Source organism: Micromonospora sp. WMMD714, from assembly GCF_029581315.1.
In the GTDB taxonomy this organism is placed as follows: domain Bacteria; phylum Actinomycetota; class Actinomycetes; order Mycobacteriales; family Micromonosporaceae; genus Micromonospora; species Micromonospora rifamycinica.
In genome coordinates this window covers 6,731,032-6,746,584 of sequence record NZ_CP120744.1, presented here as the reverse complement: position 1 = coordinate 6,746,584, position 15,553 = coordinate 6,731,032, and the positions used below count along the sequence as shown (strand labels likewise).

Sequence of the window (15,553 nt, the reverse complement as noted above, 5' to 3'; positions counted from 1 at the left end):
CGTGAGCCTGACCCTCTTGCCCGCCGTGGACGTCGCCGACGGCCAGGCCGTCCGACTCGTGCAGGGCGCGGCCGGCAGCGAGACCGCGTACGGCGACCCGCTCGACGCGGCGCTGGCCTGGCAGAACGACGGCGCGGAGTGGATCCACCTGGTCGACCTGGACGCGGCCTTCGGCCGGGGTTCCAATGCCGCCCTGCTCGCCGAGCTGGTCGGGAAGCTGGACGTGCGGGTGGAGCTGTCGGGCGGTATCCGGGACGACGCGTCGCTGCGGGCCGCGCTGGCCACCGGGGCGGCCCGGGTGAACATCGGCACCGCCGCGCTGGAGGACCCGCAGTGGTGCGACCGGATCTGCGCCGAGTACGGCGACCGGGTGGCGATCGGCCTGGACGTGCGGGGCCGTACCCTCGCGGCGCGCGGGTGGACCCGGGACGGTGGTGACCTGTGGGAGGTGCTGGCCCGGCTGGACGCCGCCGGCGCGTCCCGGTACGTGGTGACCGACATCACCAAGGACGGCACGATGCGCGGGCCGAACCTGGACCTGCTGGCCGAGGTGTGCGCCCGCACCTCCGCCCCGGTGATCGCCTCCGGTGGTGTCTCGACCCTGGACGACCTGCGCGCCCTGGCGACCCTGGAGTCGGCCGGTGTGGAGGGCGTGATCGCCGGCAAGGCGCTCTATGCGGGCGCGTTCACGGTGGCCGAGGCGCTGGCCACGCTCCGGGCCGCCGGGTGACCGACGCCGGGCTGCCGCCGGGTGACGACGCGACGGTCACCCGGCTCGGCTCGGGCGGCCCGTGGGAGGCGGTGTACGGCTACTCCCGGGTGGTTCGGGCCGGCCGGTCGGCCTGGACGGCCGGCTGCACGTCGACTGTCGACGGGACGGTGACGCACGTCGGTGACGCCGCCGCCCAGACCGCCCAGGCGTTGCGGATCGGCCTGGCCGCCCTGGGCGAGGTGGGCGCGTGCGCCGCCGACGTGGTGCGGACCCGGCTGTACGTGACCGACCGCCTCTTCGCCGACGAGGTGGGCCGGGCGCACAACGCCGTCTTCGGCGCGGTCCGGCCCGCCGCCACCATGGTCGTCGTCGCCGGCCTGCTCGACCCGGACCACCTGGTGGAGGTCGAGCTGGAGGCCTACCTGCCGCCGTCCTGACCCGCGCACCGGCCGTTCCGGGCCGGTGCGTCCCGGCCTGCCCGATCCGTTCCCTCCCGGCCTGCCCGATCCGTTCCCTCCCGGCCTGCCCGATCCGTTCCCTCCCGGCCTATCCCGGCCCGTTCCCGCCCGACCCGGCGTGTCCCGGGTCGCACCGCGGCGGGCCGTGCCGGGCCGGGAGAGCTGGGTCACCCTCCGGCCTGATCGGTTGTGCACAATCAAATTGCGGGCTATGTTTTCCGGGTGACTGAGGATCTGGTGCTGGGCCGGCAGGTGTGCTTCGCGCTCTACGCGGCGTCCCGGGCGCTCACCGACGTCTACCGGCCCATCCTCGACGAGTTCGGGCTCACCTACCCGCAGTACCTGGTGCTGCTGGTGCTCTGGGAGCGGGGTGACGATCCACCCACCGTCTCCGAGCTGGGAGCCGCGCTACGGCTCGACTCCGGCACCCTCTCCCCGCTGCTCAAGCGGTTGGCGGCGGCGGGCCTGGTGGTCCGCACCCGCTCCGCACGTGACGAGCGACGGGTCGAGGTGGGGCTGACCGCCGACGGCGCGGCCCTGCGCCAGCGGATGACCGACGTGCCGACGCGGGTGGTCTGCGCCACCGGCCTCGACGAGGCCGAACTCGTCACGCTGCACGACACCCTCACCCGGATGACCGCGACGATCCACCGACAGAAGGAGCAGTGATTCCCATGCAGGTGCTCTACACCGCCTCCGCGACGGCCACCGGCGACGGCCGCAACGGCCACGTCCGCACCTCCGACGCCACCCTCGACCTGGACCTGACCATCCCGAAGGAGATGGGCGGCGCGGGCGGCGCGGCCAACCCCGAGCAGCTCTTCGCCGCCGGCTACGCGGCCTGCTTCCACTCCGCGTTGCGCACGGTCGCCCGCCGCGACAAGGTCGACGTGACCGGTTCGGTCGTCGAGGCGGAGGTCGGCATCGGCGCGAACGGCAGCGGCGGCTTCGGCCTGGCCGTCACCCTGGTGGTGGACCTGCCGGCCGTCGAGCGCTCCGCCGCCCAGCAGCTGGTCGAGGCCGCCCACCAGGTGTGCCCCTACTCGAACGCCACCCGGGGCAACATCGAGGTCACCCTCACCGTGCGCGAGGCCGCCGCGGCCTGAGCACCGCACCGGTCCACCACCATCGCGTACGAGAGGACGACACCGATGAGCAGCAACCGTGAGATCCACCTGGCGTCCCGCCCGCAGGGCTGGCCGACCGCAGACAACTTCCGCCTGGTCGACACCGAGGTGCCCAGCCCGGGGCCGGGGCAGATCGTGGTCCGCAACCAGTTCATGTCGGTCGACCCGTACATGCGCGGCCGGATGAACGACGTCAAGTCCTACGTGCCGCCGTTCGCCCTGGACGCGCCGCTCGACGGTGGGGCGGTCGGGGAGGTGGTGGCCGGCGAAGCCGACGGGATCCGGGTCGGCGACACCGTGCTGCACGGGCTCGGCTGGCGGGAGTACGCGCTGGTCGACGGCCGGTCCGCCCGCCGGGTCGATCCGGACGTCGCCCCGGTCAGCGCCTACCTGAGCGTGCTCGGGATGACCGGGCTGACCGCGTACGCCGGGCTGCTCGACGTGGCGGCGATGCAGCCGGGGGAGACGGTGTTCGTCTCCGGCGCGGCCGGCGCGGTGGGCAGCATGGTCGGCCAGATCGCCAAGCTCAGGGGGGCTGGCCGGGTGGTCGGCAGCGCCGGCTCGCCGGCCAAGGTGGAGCGGTTGACGGCGCTCGGTTTCGATGCCGCCTTCGACTACCATGACGGCCCGGTACGCGACGCGCTGAAGGCCGCCGCCCCGGACGGGATCGACGTCTACTTCGACAACGTCGGCGGCGAGCACCTGGAAGCGGCGATCGGCGCGATGAACCTGCACGGCCGGGCCGCGATCTGCGGCATGATCGCGCAGTACAACTCGGCCGAGCCGCCGGCCGCGCCGCGCAACCTGGCGCTGGTCATCGGCAAGCGGCTCACCCTGCGCGGCTTCCTGGTCGGCGACCACGGCGACCTGCGCGACCAGTTCGTCACCGAGGTCGGCGGCTGGCTGCGCGAGGGCCGGCTCTCCTACGACGAGACGATCGTCGACGGCATCGAGAACGCCCCCGAAGCGTTCCTGGGCCTGCTCCGCGGCGAAAACCTCGGCAAAATGCTCGTCCGCCTCTAACCAGCCCACCCCCACCCCCACCCCCACCCGCTCCCCGCCCCCACGCCTCCCGCCCCTGCCCGGCCCCGCCCGACAGCGTTGATCAAGAGGTCTGCGCCATTCTTGAAGATCGAACTGGCGTAAACCTCTTGATCATCGTCCGTAAACCTCTTGATCACCGTGGGGTTCCCCGGGGGTGGCGTGCGGGGTGGGCGAGGAGGGGGCACGGGGTGGGGGTGGGTGGGGCGGGGTTGGATAGGCTCGGCGCATGACGGTGGCGGTACGGGTGATCCCGTGTCTGGACGTGGACGCCGGCCGGGTGGTCAAGGGGGTCAACTTCCTCGACCTGCGCGACGCCGGTGATCCGGTGGAGCTGGCGGCGGCGTACGACCGGGCCGGCGCGGACGAGTTGACCTTCCTGGACGTCACCGCGTCCTCCAGCGACCGGGGCACCATGCTCGACGTGGTACGCCGTACCGCCGAGTCGGTGTTCATCCCGCTGACCGTCGGCGGCGGGGTCCGGCAGGTCGCCGACGTGGACACCCTGCTGCGCGCCGGGGCGGACAAGGTGGGGGTGAACACCGCCGCCATCGCCCGCCCCGAGCTGATCGCCGAGATCGCCGACCGGTTCGGCCGGCAGGTGCTGGTGCTCTCGTTGGACGTCCGGCGGGCATCCGCCGGCACCACCCCCAGCGGTTTCGAGGTGACCACCCACGGTGGCCGGCGGGGCACCGGGCTCGATGCGGTCGAGTGGGCGGCGCGCGGTGCCGAGCTGGGCGCGGGGGAGATCCTGCTCAACTCGATGGACGCCGACGGCACCAAGGCCGGTTTCGACCTCACCCTGATCGAGGCGGTCCGTGCGGTGGTCGACGTGCCGGTGATCGCCAGCGGCGGTGCCGGCCGGGTGGCACACTTCCCGCCCGCGATCGGCGCGGGCGCCGACGCGGTGCTCGCCGCCAGCGTCTTCCACTTCGGCGAGCTGACCGTCGGGGAGGTCAAGGACGCCCTGCGCGCCGCCGGGCACCCGGTGCGCTGACGCTTCCCGCCGCCGCCCACCCCGCGCGCATCCTGGTCCACGTGGGGCGGGCGTGGGCGTGGTGGCTCAGCGGCCGGTCTGGCCCTCGGGGGAGCGGCGCGGGGCCGGAATCGACCGGACCACGTACTCCTGCACGGCGGCGGCATGGTCCTCCTCGGGCAGGTGCCACGGGGCGCTGCCCGGGGCGTGTCGCCGGACGAGCACCCCCTGGACACTGTCGACGGTGCCCCCGACCCCGGCCCGGGGCCGGGTGCGCCAGAGCTGCTCGCCGTCCGGGGTGATCCGGAACCAGCCGTCGGAGACGGTGACCAGTCCCGCGCCGACCAGTCGCTGGACCGCTGTCTCCACGTCGTGCCGTTCGGGTATCGCGTGGTTGAGGTGGTCGGCGGTGGACAGCACGTCAGTGAGTCGAACCCCTTCCGGGCGGCGGGAGTCCGCCGCGCGCCGATGCCGTCCGGCCCCGCTGGCGATCACCAGTGACACGAAGATCCAGGCGTCCGTCCAGCGCCACGCGTTATCCCCCATGCACGAATGATGCCTGTAGGTGTCCGCTGAGGAAACACCTACTTTCCCCCTGTCATGTCAGCGCAGCTCAGCGTGGATCACCCCCGAAGCCCCGGAGCGCGGTCGCGCCGGAGACCGGTCCGGGACGACCCGCTCCGGGAGCGTGCGGCGGCTCGGCGCCCGGCGTCCCGACGCGCGGCGGGGGGTGGGTCGGCGCGGTGGGAACCGGTGTCCCGACGCGCGGCGGGGGGTGGGTCGGCGCGGTGGGAACCGGTGTCCCGACGCGCGGCGCGGGTTCGGTCGGATCGGTGGGAACCGGTGTCCCGACGCGCGGCGCGGGTTCGGTCGGTGCGGTGGGAACCGGTATTCCGGCACCTGGTGCGGTGGCACCCGGTGCCGCTCGGGGCGGCTCGGCGGGAACCGGTGCCGGCGGGACGGCGAAGCGCGGAATGAAGAACTGGGTCAGCGGGCCGATGCCGAGTGCGTACCCGACGGTGCCGACCCCGACCGTGCCGCCGAGCAGCCAGCCCAGGGCCAGCACGGTGACCTCGATGACGGTGCGGACCAGCCGGACCGAGCGGCCCGGCCGGCGGGCGACGTAGCCGGTCATCAGGCCGTCGCGGGGGCCGGGGCCGAGCCGGGCGCCGAGGTAGAGGCCGGTGGCCGCGCCGTTGGCGACGATGCCGCCGAGCAGCAGGCCGGCCCGGACGGGCAGCGGCAGCCCGGCCGGCAGCAGGGCCACCGTGGCGTCCACCACCAGCCCGATCACCACCACGTTGCTCACCGTGCCGAGCCCCGGGCGTTGCCGCAGCGGGATCCAGAGCAACAGCACGAGCGCGCCGACGGCGATGGTCACGGTGCCGAACGACAGGCCGGTCTGCCGGGACAGCCCCTGGTGGAAGACGTCCCACGGGTCCAACCCGAGCCCGGAGCGGATCATCATGGCCATGCTGACGCCGTAGAGGACCAGCCCGGCGAAGAGCTGGGTGAGCCGTCGGGCGGGACGGTGCCGGAGATTGCCAAGCAGAGCCATGCATGCCACCCTAGGGTCCAATGCTCAGCGTAGAAGAGCCAATTCGACGGGAGTGGTCGTGACCAGCCAGGTGCGAGGGGTCCAATTGGCCCGGTTGCTCGGGCAGTGGCACGCGTTGCCGGGTCGTCGTCGCAGCCCCGACTACGCCGCGCTCGCCGCCGCGGTCCGGGGCCTGCTCGCCGACGGCCGGCTCCCCCTGGGGGTACGCCTACCCGCCGAGCGGGAGCTGGCCGAGGCGCTGCGGATCAGCCGTACCACGGTCACCGCCGCCTACCGGCAGCTGCGGGAGACCGGTCACCTGGCCAGCCGACGCGGCGCGGGGAGCTGGACCATGCTGCCCGGCACCCACCGGGTCGCCAGCACCGGCCTGTGGACCCCGCTGGACGACCGCGACATGATCGACCTCGGGGTGGCCGCGCTGGCCGCCCCGCCCGAACTGGTGCCGGCCGCCCGGGCCGCGGTGGAGGACCTGCCGCGTTACCTGTCCGGCGCGGGCTACCACCCGACCGGCATCATCGAGCTGCGCGAGGCGGTCGCCCGGACGTACACCGAGCGGGGCCTGCCGACCAGCGCCGAGCAGATCATGGTGACCAGCGGCACCCAGCACGCCCTGGACCTGGTGCTCCGGCTGGCCCTCGCGCCCGGCGGGAACGTCCTGGTGGAGTCGCCCACCTATCCGAACGCGCTCGCCGCGCTGGCCGCCCGGCGGGCCCGGATCAGCACCCACGGCCTCGCCGTCGACGCCGGCTGGGACGCCGACCTGCTGCTGGGCAGCATCCGGCAGACCAGGCCCAAACTGGCGTACCTGATCCCCGAGTTCCAGAACCCGACCGGCCACCTGATGCCCGCCGAGCTGCGGGAGCGGCTGGTGGCCACCGCCCACGCCGCCGGCACCGACCTGGTGGTCGACGAGTCCTTCGTGGATCTGCCGCTGAACGGCACACCGCTGCCCCCGCCGGTCGCCGTCTTCGACCGGCACTCCCGGGTGATCTCCATCGGCGGGATGAGCAAGCCGTACTGGGGTGGGCTGCGGATCGGCTGGGTGCGGGCGTCCGCCCCGCAGGTGCAGCGGCTGGCCGCGGCCCGGGTCGGGGTGGACATGGCCAGCCCGGTGCTCGACCAGTTGGTGGCGGTGCACCTGCTCGCCCAGGCGCCGGCGATCGTCGCGGCCCGCCGTGCGCAGCTCGTCACCCAGCGGGACGCCCTGATCGACGTGCTCGCCGAGCGGCTGCCCGACTGGCGGGTCGGGGTGCCGCACGGCGGGGTCACCCTCTGGGTCGAGCTGGACGGCCCGATCTCCAGCGCACTGGCCCGTGCCGCCGAGGAGGTGGGCGTACGGCTGGCCCCCGGCCCCCGCTTCGGCCTGGACGGCACCCTGGAACGCTTCCTGCGGCTGCCCTTCACCCTGCCCGCCGACGACCTGGTGGAGGCGGTCGGGCGGCTGGCGGCCATCCGGTACGACCTCGACCGGGGAGCCGGTCGCCCGCGCTGGCGGGAGCCGGCCGTCATCGCCTGACCCGAAACCGGCCTGGCCGGGCGGTGCCGGCTGGGAGACTGCCGGGGTGGGTAACCCGGGGTGGTCGCGTGGCGTCCGGCCCGGCGCGCCCGGCTCGCGGACCACCCGCCTGGAACTCTTCTACGACCTGGTCTTCGTCTTCGCCTTCTTCAACGTCACCGCGTTGACCTCGCAGCAGCCGACCGGCAGCAACCTGCTGCGCTGTCTGCTGGTGCTGGGGTTGCTGTGGTGGTGCTGGACCGGGTTCGCGGGCCTCGGCAACGCCGTCCGGGCCGACCAGGGGTGGCTGCCGGTGGTCGGCTTCCTCACCGGCACCGCCACCTTCCTGCTGGCGCTGAGCATGCCGGGGGCGTTCGTCGACGAGCCGGGCGGGCTGAACGGCCCGCTGGTCTTCGCCGGCTGCTACTTCCTGGTCCGGGCCTCCCAGCTGGCCGTCTTCGGCGTGCTGGCCCGCGGCGACCCGACCCGGTGGCGGCAGTGGATCCGGCTGGCGTTGCTGCCGGTGGCCGCCACCGGGCTGCTGGTCGTCTCCGCGTCGCTGCCGGGGAGGATCGCCGGGGACGGCGCCGCGACCGCCCTGCAACTCACCCTCTGGGCGGCGGCCCTGCTGCTGGAGTACGTGGTCGGGGTACGGGTGGGCGGGACCTACTGGACGGTGCTCTCCGCCGGGCACTGGGCGGAACGGCACGCCCTGATGGTGCTGATCGCGCTCGGCGAGTCGATCATCGCGCTCGGGGTAGGCCCGAAGTTCGTCACCGGTCTGCCGTTGACCTGGCCGGTGGTGATCGCCGCGGTACTCGGCATCGCCGTGGCGTCGGTGCTGTGGTGGGCCTACTTCGACACCCTGGCGCTCGCCCTGGAGCAGGCGCTGCACCGCAGCCGCGACCCGGCGTCGCGGGCCCGGCTGGCCCGGGACGTCTACACCTACCTGCACCTGCCGATCGTCGCCGGGGTGATCTTCTTCGCGCTCGGGCTCAAGGACCTGCTGGTCGAGGTGGCCGATCCGGACACCCCGCGCTGGGGGGAGTCGCTCGGCGGGTACTGGATCCTGGTGCTCTACGGCGGGGTCGGCCTCTACCTGCTCAGTCTCGTCGCCTGCGGGCTGCGGGCGGTCCGGGTGCTGCGCTGGCCGCCGGTGGTGGCGGTGCTGGCGCTGGGCGCGCTCGCCCCGGTGGGTGCCCGGGTGCCCGAGGTGGGCGCGTTGGCGCTGTTGGCGCTGGTCTGCGTCGCCCTGGTCGCGGTGGAGACCCGGGGGCAGGGCCGCCGTCGCCATCGGGTGCGGCAGTTGGCCCTCCAGGAGCAGGAGGCGGCCGAGGCCGAGCAGAGCCGGTGGCGGCACGAACACCTGTGACCGACCGGCGGCGGTGTCCCGGGACGGGGGGACACCGACGCCGGTCGGTCACCGACGGTCAGATCTCGGCCAGGCTGCCCGCGTACATCTTGTCGATCTCGGCGGCGAAGTTGCTCTCCACCCCACGGCGCTTGATCTTCAGGGACGGGGTCATCTCGCCGTCCTCGATGGTCAGGTCGCGGGGCAGGACGGTGACCCTCTTGATCGTCTCCCAGCGGTTGAGCTTGGTGTTGAGCTGGGCGACGTGTTCCTCGACCATGGCCCGGGCCTCGGGCGAGGCGACGATCTCGGCGTAGTCGCGTCCCTCGAGCGGACCCCCCGCCGCCCAGCCCCGGATGGCGTCCGGGTCCAGGCTGACCAGCATGGTGCAGTAGTTGCGGGCCTGACCGATCACGATCGCCTGTGAGGTGTACGGGCAGATCGCCTTGAACATGCCCTCGATGTGCGACGGCGCGACGTACTTGCCGCCGGAGGTCTTGACCAGGTCCTTCTTCCGGTCGGTGATCCGCAGGTAACCGTCGCCGTCGAGGCTGCCGATGTCACCGGTGCGGAAGAAGCCGTCCTCGGTGAACGCGGCGGCCGTCTCCTCGGGCAGGTTGTGGTAGCCGCGCATCACCGGTCGACCCCGGACCAGGATCTCGCCGTCGGTGTCGATCCGGCACTCCAGGTCGCCCATCGCCCGGCCGACCGTGCCGATCCGCAGCCCGTCGGGCGGGTTGACGAAGTTGCCGGCGCTGGTCTCGGTCAACCCGTACCCCTCGGAGATGGGTAGGTTGGCCGCGGCGAAGAAGGTGGCGATCTCCGCGCTCAACGGGGCCGCGCCGGAGACGAGCACCCGGATCCGGCCGCCGAGGCGGGCCTGGAGCTTGCTGAACACCAGCTTCTCGGCCACCGCGTACTTGGCCTTCAGCAGGCCCGGGACCGGGCGGCCGGCCTGCTCCAGGGCGACCTTCCGCTTGCCGACCTCGACCCCCCAGGCGAAGATCTTCGCCTTCGCGCCGCCCGCGTCCTGCGCGGTGGTGACCGCCTTGTTGTAGACCTTCTCGTAGACCCGGGGCGCTCCGCACATCAGCGTCGGACGGATCACCGCGAGCATCTCGACCAGCTTGTCCACCCGGCCGTCGACATAGGTGGGCAGGCCGACGTGCGTCGATCCGCAGAGCAGCGTCTTGCCGAACGAGTGGGACAGCGGCAGCCACAGGTACTGCACGTCGTCGTCGCGCAGCAGACCCGTCTCGGCCTGTACCACCCCCTCCCAGCACCAGCCGCCGTGCAGCAGCTCGACGCCCTTCGGCCGGCCGGTGGTGCCCGAGGTGTAGATCAGCGTGGCCAGGTGCTCCGGGCCGACCGGGGCGATCAGCCGGTCGACCAGCCCCGGGTCGGCGGCGAGGGCCTGGGTGCCCCGCTCCTCCAGCTCGGCGAGGGTGAGCTGGGGCACCGCGGCGGCCGGGTCGGGGGTGCCGTCGAAGAGCACCACGTGGGTCAGCGCGGGCAACTGCGCACCGGCGATCTTCGCGGCCTGGGCCGGGTTCTCCGCGAACAGCACCCGGGAGCCGGAGTCGGCGATGATGTACGTCGCGTCCTGCGGCTCGGTGGTGGGGTAGACGGTGGTGGTCGCGCCACCGGCGCACATGATGCCGAAGTCGGCGATGATCCAGTCCAGCCGGGTGTTGGCCAGGATCGCCACCGGGTCCTCCAGCCCGACCCCGAGCCCGTGCAGGCCGGCGGCGACCGCGTCGGCCCGCCGGCCGACCTGCGCCCAGGTCAGCCAGACCGGCCCGGAGTCGTCCGCCGCCGGGTGGGCGAAGGCGTGCCGGTCGGGGGTCGCGGCCACCCGCTTGCGGAACATGTCGGGGATGGAGCGGTACGGGACATCGAGAGCCATCGCGGTAGCCGCCTTCGGGGGTGGATGACGTGACGGGGGTCACGTCGCTCTGCGGTTACCGAAGGGTATTGCCTGCACCGGCGCATCGGCTAGCCCTCGAACCTGTGAGGCGGCTGAGTACCGCCCGCCCCGGTCGCCCGGTGCCCCCGTGCGCCACCCGCCCCGGTCACCCGTTGCCCCGGTGTGCCACCCGCCCCGGTCGTCCGGTGCCCATGCGCGGCCCGCTCCGGTGCGCGGGCCGCCGGTCAGAGCCCGAGCGGAGCGGTGCGCAGGCGTTCGGCCAGCGCGGCCGGGCCGTCGATCTGGACCCGGGCCACCCGTTGCCGGCCGGAAAGGAACAGCACCAGCTCCCCGGACGACCCGACCAGCCGGACCCGTTCCCCGCCCCGGCCGGCGGTCAGCTCGCCGTGGCCGGGGGCCTGCACCAGCAGACTCGCCGGGAAGCGTCGGACCCGGGTCCGGACCAGCAGGGCCACCGGGCGCCACAGCCGGGCGGTCAGCCCGGCCGGGAGGTCCCGGGGCTGCCAGCCCGACCGGGCCCGCCGGATGTCCTCGTGGTGGATGAAGAACTCCATGGTGTTGGCCACCTCGTCGGTCAGCGGGTTGCTGACCGGGCTCCACACCGGTGGGCGGCGCACCTGGGCGACCAGTTCCGACCAGGGCCGGGCGGCGATCCGCAGGCGCACCCGCTCGGCGTACCCCTGTAGTGGCGGCAGCAGGATGCCACCGGCGGCGTCCGGACGGCGCTCCCGCACCACCAAATGGGCGGCGAGGTCCCGGGCGGTCCACCCCTCGTTGATCGTCGGGGCGTCCGGGCCCACTTCCAGCATCAGGTCGGCGAGCGCCTCGCGCTCCGCTCGGGCGTACCGCGGCATGCAGCGATCGTAGGTCGCCTCACCGGCATCGGCGCGGCGAGCGGTCCGCCGCGCCGGCCGGTGACCGCTCGGCGACGTGACGGTGGACATACCACGCCGGGCGGCGGAGGTGGCTGCGACCGGTAAGGATAAGGGAGATACTGGTGGCTTACGGCGGGGGAGAGCGTGACGAGCGGGACGAGTCGGGACGTGATCCAGCGGGGGCTGTCGATCCTCGGCCGGGCGATCCGGGAACAACCACGCATCTTCGCGGTGGCCGTCGCCGGCAGCGTGCTCTTCGGCGGGCTGGTGATCGCCAGCGCCTACGTGGTGGGCGCCGTCGTCGGAGACGTGGTGGTGCCGGCGGTCGAGTCCGGTGAGGTGGGCACCGGCACCCTGGCCCTGGCCGCGGTGGCGCTGTTCGGGATCAGCGTGCTGCGGGTGGTCGGCATCTTCGGCCGGCGGCTCGGCGCGGGCTACATGCAGTTCCGCCTCCAGGCCGCCTACCGCCGCCGGGTCACCCGCCGCTACCTGGAGCTGCCGCTGTCCTGGCACCACCGCAACGCCACCGGGACGCTGCTGTCCAACGCCAACTCCGACGTGGAGGCGGCCTGGTACCCGATCGCACCGCTGCCCTTCGCGGTCGGCACGCTGGTGATGCTGGTCGGCGCGGTCGGCTCGCTCTTCGCCACCGACTGGGCGCTCGCCCTGGTCGGGCTGGCCGTGTTCCCCGCCCTGTTCGCGCTCAACGTGGTCTACTCCCGCCGGATGGCGCCCCGGCAGGCCCGCGCGCAGCGGTTGCGGGCCGAGGTCAGCGGCATCGCCCACGAGAGCTTCGACGGCGCCCTGGTGGTCAAGACCATGGGCCGGGAGGCCCAGGAGACCGCCCGGTTCGCCGGTCGCGCCGGGCAGCTACGGGACGCGCTGATCTCGGTCGGTCGGCTGCGGGGGGTCTTCGACCCGCTGCTGGAGACGCTGCCCAGCCTCGGCACCCTGGCGGTGCTCGTGGTCGGCACGATCCGGCTGCGGCAGGGCGCGATCAGCGTCACCGAACTGGTCAGCGTCGCCTTCCTCTTCACCGTGCTGGCCTTCCCGGTGCGGGCCATCGGCTGGGTGCTGGCCGAGCTGCCCCGCAGCGTCGCCGGCTGGGACCGGGTCAGCCGGGTGCTCGACGCCACCGGCGAGATGCCCTACGGGGACGTCGCCCTCGCCGACGACGGTACGCCCGCCACCCTGGCCTTCACCGACGTCCACTTCGGGTACGCGCCGGCCGAGGCGCACCTGCCCGGCACGCAGGTGCTCGGTGAGGTCACCTTCACCGTGCCCGCCGGGCGGACGGTGGCGCTGGTCGGGCCGACCGGCGCCGGCAAGTCCACCATCGCCTCGCTGGCGGTCCGACTGGTCGACCCGGACGCCGGCACGGTCAGCCTGGACGGGGTGGACGTCCGGCGGCTCACCGCCGGGTCGCTCGCCTCGACCGCCGCCCTGGTCGCCCAGGTGCCGTTCGTCTTCGACGACACGGTCCGGGCCAACATCAGCCTGGACCGGCCGGGCATCGACGACGCGGACGTCTGGGCGGCGCTGCGGCTGGCCGAGGCGGACGGTTTCGTCGCCGCCCTCCCCGACGGGCTGGACACCATGGTCGGCGAGCGGGGCACCTCGCTCTCCGGCGGGCAGCGGCAACGGCTCACCCTGGCCCGCGCGTTGGCCGGTCGGCCCCGGCTGCTGGTGCTCGACGACGCCACCAGCGCGGTCGACCCCCGGGTCGAGGCCGCCATCCTGGCCGGACTGCGTTCCCCCGCACCCGGGCAGCAGGCCGCCGCGTCGATCCTGGTGGTGGCGTACCGGCGGGCCACCATCGCGCTCGCCGACGAGGTGATCTACCTGGAGCAGGGCCGGGTGCTGGCCCGGGGCACCCACACCGAACTGCTGGCCACCGTACCCGGCTACGTCGACCTGGTCACCGCGTACGAGCAGGCCGAGCAGGAACGTGAGCAGAACCGGACGTACGACGAGGTCGCCCCGCTGCCGTCGGGCCTGGAGATCGAGGTGGACCGGTGAGCGCGAGGAGTGCAGCGCAGCGGAGCCCCGCAGTCGCGAGCGGAAGGTTGGTTCGGTGAGCGCGAGGAGTGCAGCGCAGCGGAGCCCCGCAGTCGCGAGCGGAAGGTTGGTTCGGTGAGCGCGAGGAGTGCAGCGCAGCGGAGCCCCGCAGTCGCGAGCGGAGCGGCGGCAGCGGTGAGCGAGGGGGCGGCAGCGGTGAGCGCGGGTGCGGGCGGTGCGGACGAGCGGGCCGAGGGAACCTGGCAGACGTTGCGGCGCGGGCTGGCGCTCTCGCCGGAGCTGCGTACCGGACTGGCCGGCACGATCGCCCTGGCGCTGGTCTACATGGTCGGCCGGGTGGCCGTGCCGGTCGCCGTGCAGCGCGGCATCGACCAGGGCATCGCCGTGCCCGGCGGCCCGGACCTGGGGGTGATCGTCACCGTGGTCACCGCCACGGCGGCGGTGCTGGTGCTCACCACCGCCTGCGGTTACCTGATGATGCGGCGGTTGTTCACGGTCAGCGAGACCGCGCTGGCCAACGTGCGGACCAGGGCTTTCCGGCACGTGCACGACCTGTCGATGCTGCACCAGCAGTCGGAGCGGCGCGGGTCGCTGGTCTCCCGGGTGACCAGCGACGTCGACCAGATCACCCAGTTCCTCCAGTGGGGCGGGGTCATCCTCATCGTCAACCTGGGTCAGCTCGCCGTCACGACGGCCGTGATGGTGGCGTACTCCTGGCAGTTGACGCTGGTGGTGCTCGTCGCGTTCGCGCCGGCGGTGCTGATGATCCGGCTGTTGCAGCGCCGGCTGGCCGGGGCGTACGGGGTGGTCCGGCAGCGGATGGGCACCCTGCTCGGCACGATCGCCGAGAGCGTGGTGGGTGCGCCGGTGATCCGGGCGTACGGGGTGTCCGGTCGGACGGCCCGGCGGTTGGACGCGGCGATCGAGGGGCAGCGGGTGGCCCAGCAGCGGGCCATCCGGATCAGCATCATGGGCAGCTCGGTGGGGGAGCTGGCGGCCGGGGTGGCGCTGGCCGGGGTGGTGGTGGTCGGGGTGTCGCTCGGGGCGGACCGGACGTTGTCCATCGGCCAGCTCACCGCGTTCCTGTTCCTGGTCACCCTCTTCATCCAGCCGGTGCAGATCGCCACCGAGGTGCTCAACGAGGCGCAGAACGCGATCGCCGGCTGGCGGCGGGTGCTCGACGTGCTGGACATCGCGCCGGACGTGGCCGATCCGGGGGAGCGGGGCCGGGAGCTGCCGGTGGGGCCGCTGGACATCCGCTTCGCCGACGTGACGTTCGCCTATCCGGGTGGGCCGCCGGTGCTGCACGGCGTCACGCTGGACATCGCGGCGAAGAGCCGGGTGGCGGTGGTCGGCGAGACCGGCAGCGGCAAGACCACCTTCGCCAAGCTGCTCACCCGGCTGATGGATCCGACGCAGGGGCGGGTGCTGCTGTCCGGGGTGCCGCTGGACGAGGTGCGGTTCGACTCGCTGCGGTCCCGGGTGGTGATGGTGCCGCAGGACGGGTTCCTGTTCGACGCCACGGTCGGGGAGAACGTCCGCTTCGCCCGTTCCGAGCTGACCGACACCGAGCTGACCGCCGCCTTCACCGAGCTGGGCCTGGCCGACTGGCTGGACGGTCTGCCGGCCGGTCTGGACACCCCGGTGGGCGAGCGGGGGGAGGCGCTGAGCGTCGGGGAGCGGCAACTGGTCGCGCTGGCCCGGGCGTACGTGGCGGATCCGGACCTGCTCGTCCTGGACGAGGCGACCAGCGCCGTCGACCCGGCGACCGAGGTGCGCCTGCAACGCACCCTGGACGCGGTCACCCGGGGCCGGACCACGTTGGCCATCGCGCACCGGCTCTCCACCGCCCAGGCCGCCGACGAGGTGGTGGTGGTGGACCGGGGCCGGATCGTGCAGCGCGGCCCCCACGAGGAGCTGCTCCGTGACCCCGAGTCGGTCTACGGCCTGCTCTACGCCTCCTGGCTGGAGCAGACCCGCTGACCGACGACCACGGTCGAAGGGCGGGGAGTCG

13 protein-coding genes and 1 pseudogene are annotated in these 15,553 nt (G+C 73.7%); 10 read left to right on the top strand and 4 right to left on the bottom strand.

What is annotated here, in order from left to right:
• The first annotated feature begins 1 nt into the window (after position 1).
• The 6 genes from priA to hisF all read left to right on the top strand — a co-directional run bounded on the left by priA (position 2) and on the right by hisF (position 4,335).
• Positions 2–730: a bifunctional 1-(5-phosphoribosyl)-5-((5-phosphoribosylamino)methylideneamino)imidazole-4-carboxamide isomerase/phosphoribosylanthranilate isomerase PriA gene (gene priA, locus O7625_RS28615; protein WP_282342948.1), complete on the top strand. Its 729-nt coding sequence runs from the start codon at positions 2–4 to the stop codon at positions 728–730.
• On the top strand, positions 727–1,149 hold the full coding sequence (locus O7625_RS28610) for a RidA family protein (protein WP_282342946.1): 423 nt from the start codon (positions 727–729) through the stop codon (positions 1,147–1,149). Before priA ends, O7625_RS28610 begins: the two co-directional genes overlap by 4 nt.
• 243 nt (positions 1,150–1,392) lie before the next feature.
• Positions 1,393–1,839, top strand: coding sequence for a MarR family transcriptional regulator (locus O7625_RS28605; RefSeq protein ID WP_067301729.1), 447 nt, complete (start codon positions 1,393–1,395; stop codon positions 1,837–1,839).
• 5 nt (positions 1,840–1,844) lie between these two features.
• The gene (locus tag O7625_RS28600; protein WP_282342945.1) at positions 1,845–2,276 is read left to right on the top strand and encodes an organic hydroperoxide resistance protein; all 432 of its coding nucleotides are present in this window, start codon (positions 1,845–1,847) and stop codon (positions 2,274–2,276) included.
• A 45-nt stretch (positions 2,277–2,321) separates the two neighbouring features.
• The gene (locus O7625_RS28595) at positions 2,322–3,320 is read left to right on the top strand and encodes an NADP-dependent oxidoreductase (protein ID WP_282342943.1); all 999 of its coding nucleotides are present in this window, start codon (positions 2,322–2,324) and stop codon (positions 3,318–3,320) included.
• 247 nt (positions 3,321–3,567) lie between these two features.
• A complete protein-coding gene (hisF, locus tag O7625_RS28590; protein WP_067301720.1) occupies positions 3,568–4,335 on the top strand; it encodes an imidazole glycerol phosphate synthase subunit HisF in 768 nt (255 codons plus the stop codon).
• Positions 4,336–4,401: 66 nt separating this feature from the next.
• Here hisF and O7625_RS28585 read toward each other — a convergent pair whose 3' ends face one another.
• Positions 4,402–4,860, bottom strand: coding sequence for a hypothetical protein (locus tag O7625_RS28585; protein ID WP_089004194.1), 459 nt, complete (start codon positions 4,858–4,860; stop codon positions 4,402–4,404).
• A gap of 409 nt (positions 4,861–5,269) precedes the next feature.
• Positions 5,270–5,872: pseudogene (locus O7625_RS28580) on the bottom strand (hypothetical protein); the annotation flags it as partial.
• 58 nt (positions 5,873–5,930) lie between these two features.
• Here O7625_RS28580 and O7625_RS28575 point away from each other — a divergent pair.
• Positions 5,931–7,388 carry a PLP-dependent aminotransferase family protein gene (locus O7625_RS28575; RefSeq protein ID WP_282342939.1) on the top strand — a complete coding sequence of 486 codons (1,458 nt, stop codon included), beginning with the start codon at positions 5,931–5,933 and terminating at the stop codon, positions 7,386–7,388.
• Between the two features lie 46 nt (positions 7,389–7,434).
• Positions 7,435–8,739: a low temperature requirement protein A gene (locus O7625_RS28570; protein ID WP_282342937.1), complete on the top strand. Its 1,305-nt coding sequence runs from the start codon at positions 7,435–7,437 to the stop codon at positions 8,737–8,739.
• A 58-nt stretch (positions 8,740–8,797) separates the two neighbouring features.
• Here O7625_RS28570 and O7625_RS28565 read toward each other — a convergent pair whose 3' ends face one another.
• A complete protein-coding gene (locus O7625_RS28565) occupies positions 8,798–10,624 on the bottom strand; it encodes a long-chain fatty acid--CoA ligase (protein ID WP_282342935.1) in 1,827 nt (608 codons plus the stop codon).
• Between the two features lie 245 nt (positions 10,625–10,869).
• Entirely contained in the window at positions 10,870–11,499 is a 630-nt protein-coding gene (locus O7625_RS28560; RefSeq protein ID WP_282342933.1) for a TIGR03085 family metal-binding protein, read from the bottom strand.
• A gap of 165 nt (positions 11,500–11,664) precedes the next feature.
• On the opposite strand from O7625_RS28560, the gene O7625_RS28555 reads away from it, so the two are divergent.
• Both O7625_RS28555 and O7625_RS28550 read left to right on the top strand, forming a co-directional pair.
• Positions 11,665–13,539 carry an ABC transporter ATP-binding protein gene (locus O7625_RS28555; RefSeq protein WP_282342931.1) on the top strand — a complete coding sequence of 625 codons (1,875 nt, stop codon included), beginning with the start codon at positions 11,665–11,667 and terminating at the stop codon, positions 13,537–13,539.
• Between the two features lie 195 nt (positions 13,540–13,734).
• Positions 13,735–15,522: an ABC transporter ATP-binding protein gene (locus O7625_RS28550; RefSeq protein ID WP_282342929.1), complete on the top strand. Its 1,788-nt coding sequence runs from the start codon at positions 13,735–13,737 to the stop codon at positions 15,520–15,522.
• Positions 15,523–15,553: the final 31 nt, after the last annotated feature.

Excerpts from the sequence above, each read along its gene's own strand:
- O7625_RS28600 (WP_282342945.1), top strand. The coding sequence starts at position 1,845 with ATGCAGGTGCTCTACACCGCCTCCGCGACGGCCACCGGCGACGGCCGC.
- O7625_RS28595 (WP_282342943.1), top strand. The coding sequence starts at position 2,322 with ATGAGCAGCAACCGTGAGATCCACCTGGCGTCCCGCCCGCAGGGCTGG.
- hisF (WP_067301720.1), top strand. The coding sequence starts at position 3,568 with ATGACGGTGGCGGTACGGGTGATCCCGTGTCTGGACGTGGACGCCGGC.
- O7625_RS28585 (WP_089004194.1), bottom strand. The coding sequence starts at position 4,860 with ATGGGGGATAACGCGTGGCGCTGGACGGACGCCTGGATCTTCGTGTCA.
- O7625_RS28565 (WP_282342935.1), bottom strand. The coding sequence starts at position 10,624 with ATGGCTCTCGATGTCCCGTACCGCTCCATCCCCGACATGTTCCGCAAG.
- O7625_RS28560 (WP_282342933.1), bottom strand. The coding sequence starts at position 11,499 with ATGCCGCGGTACGCCCGAGCGGAGCGCGAGGCGCTCGCCGACCTGATG.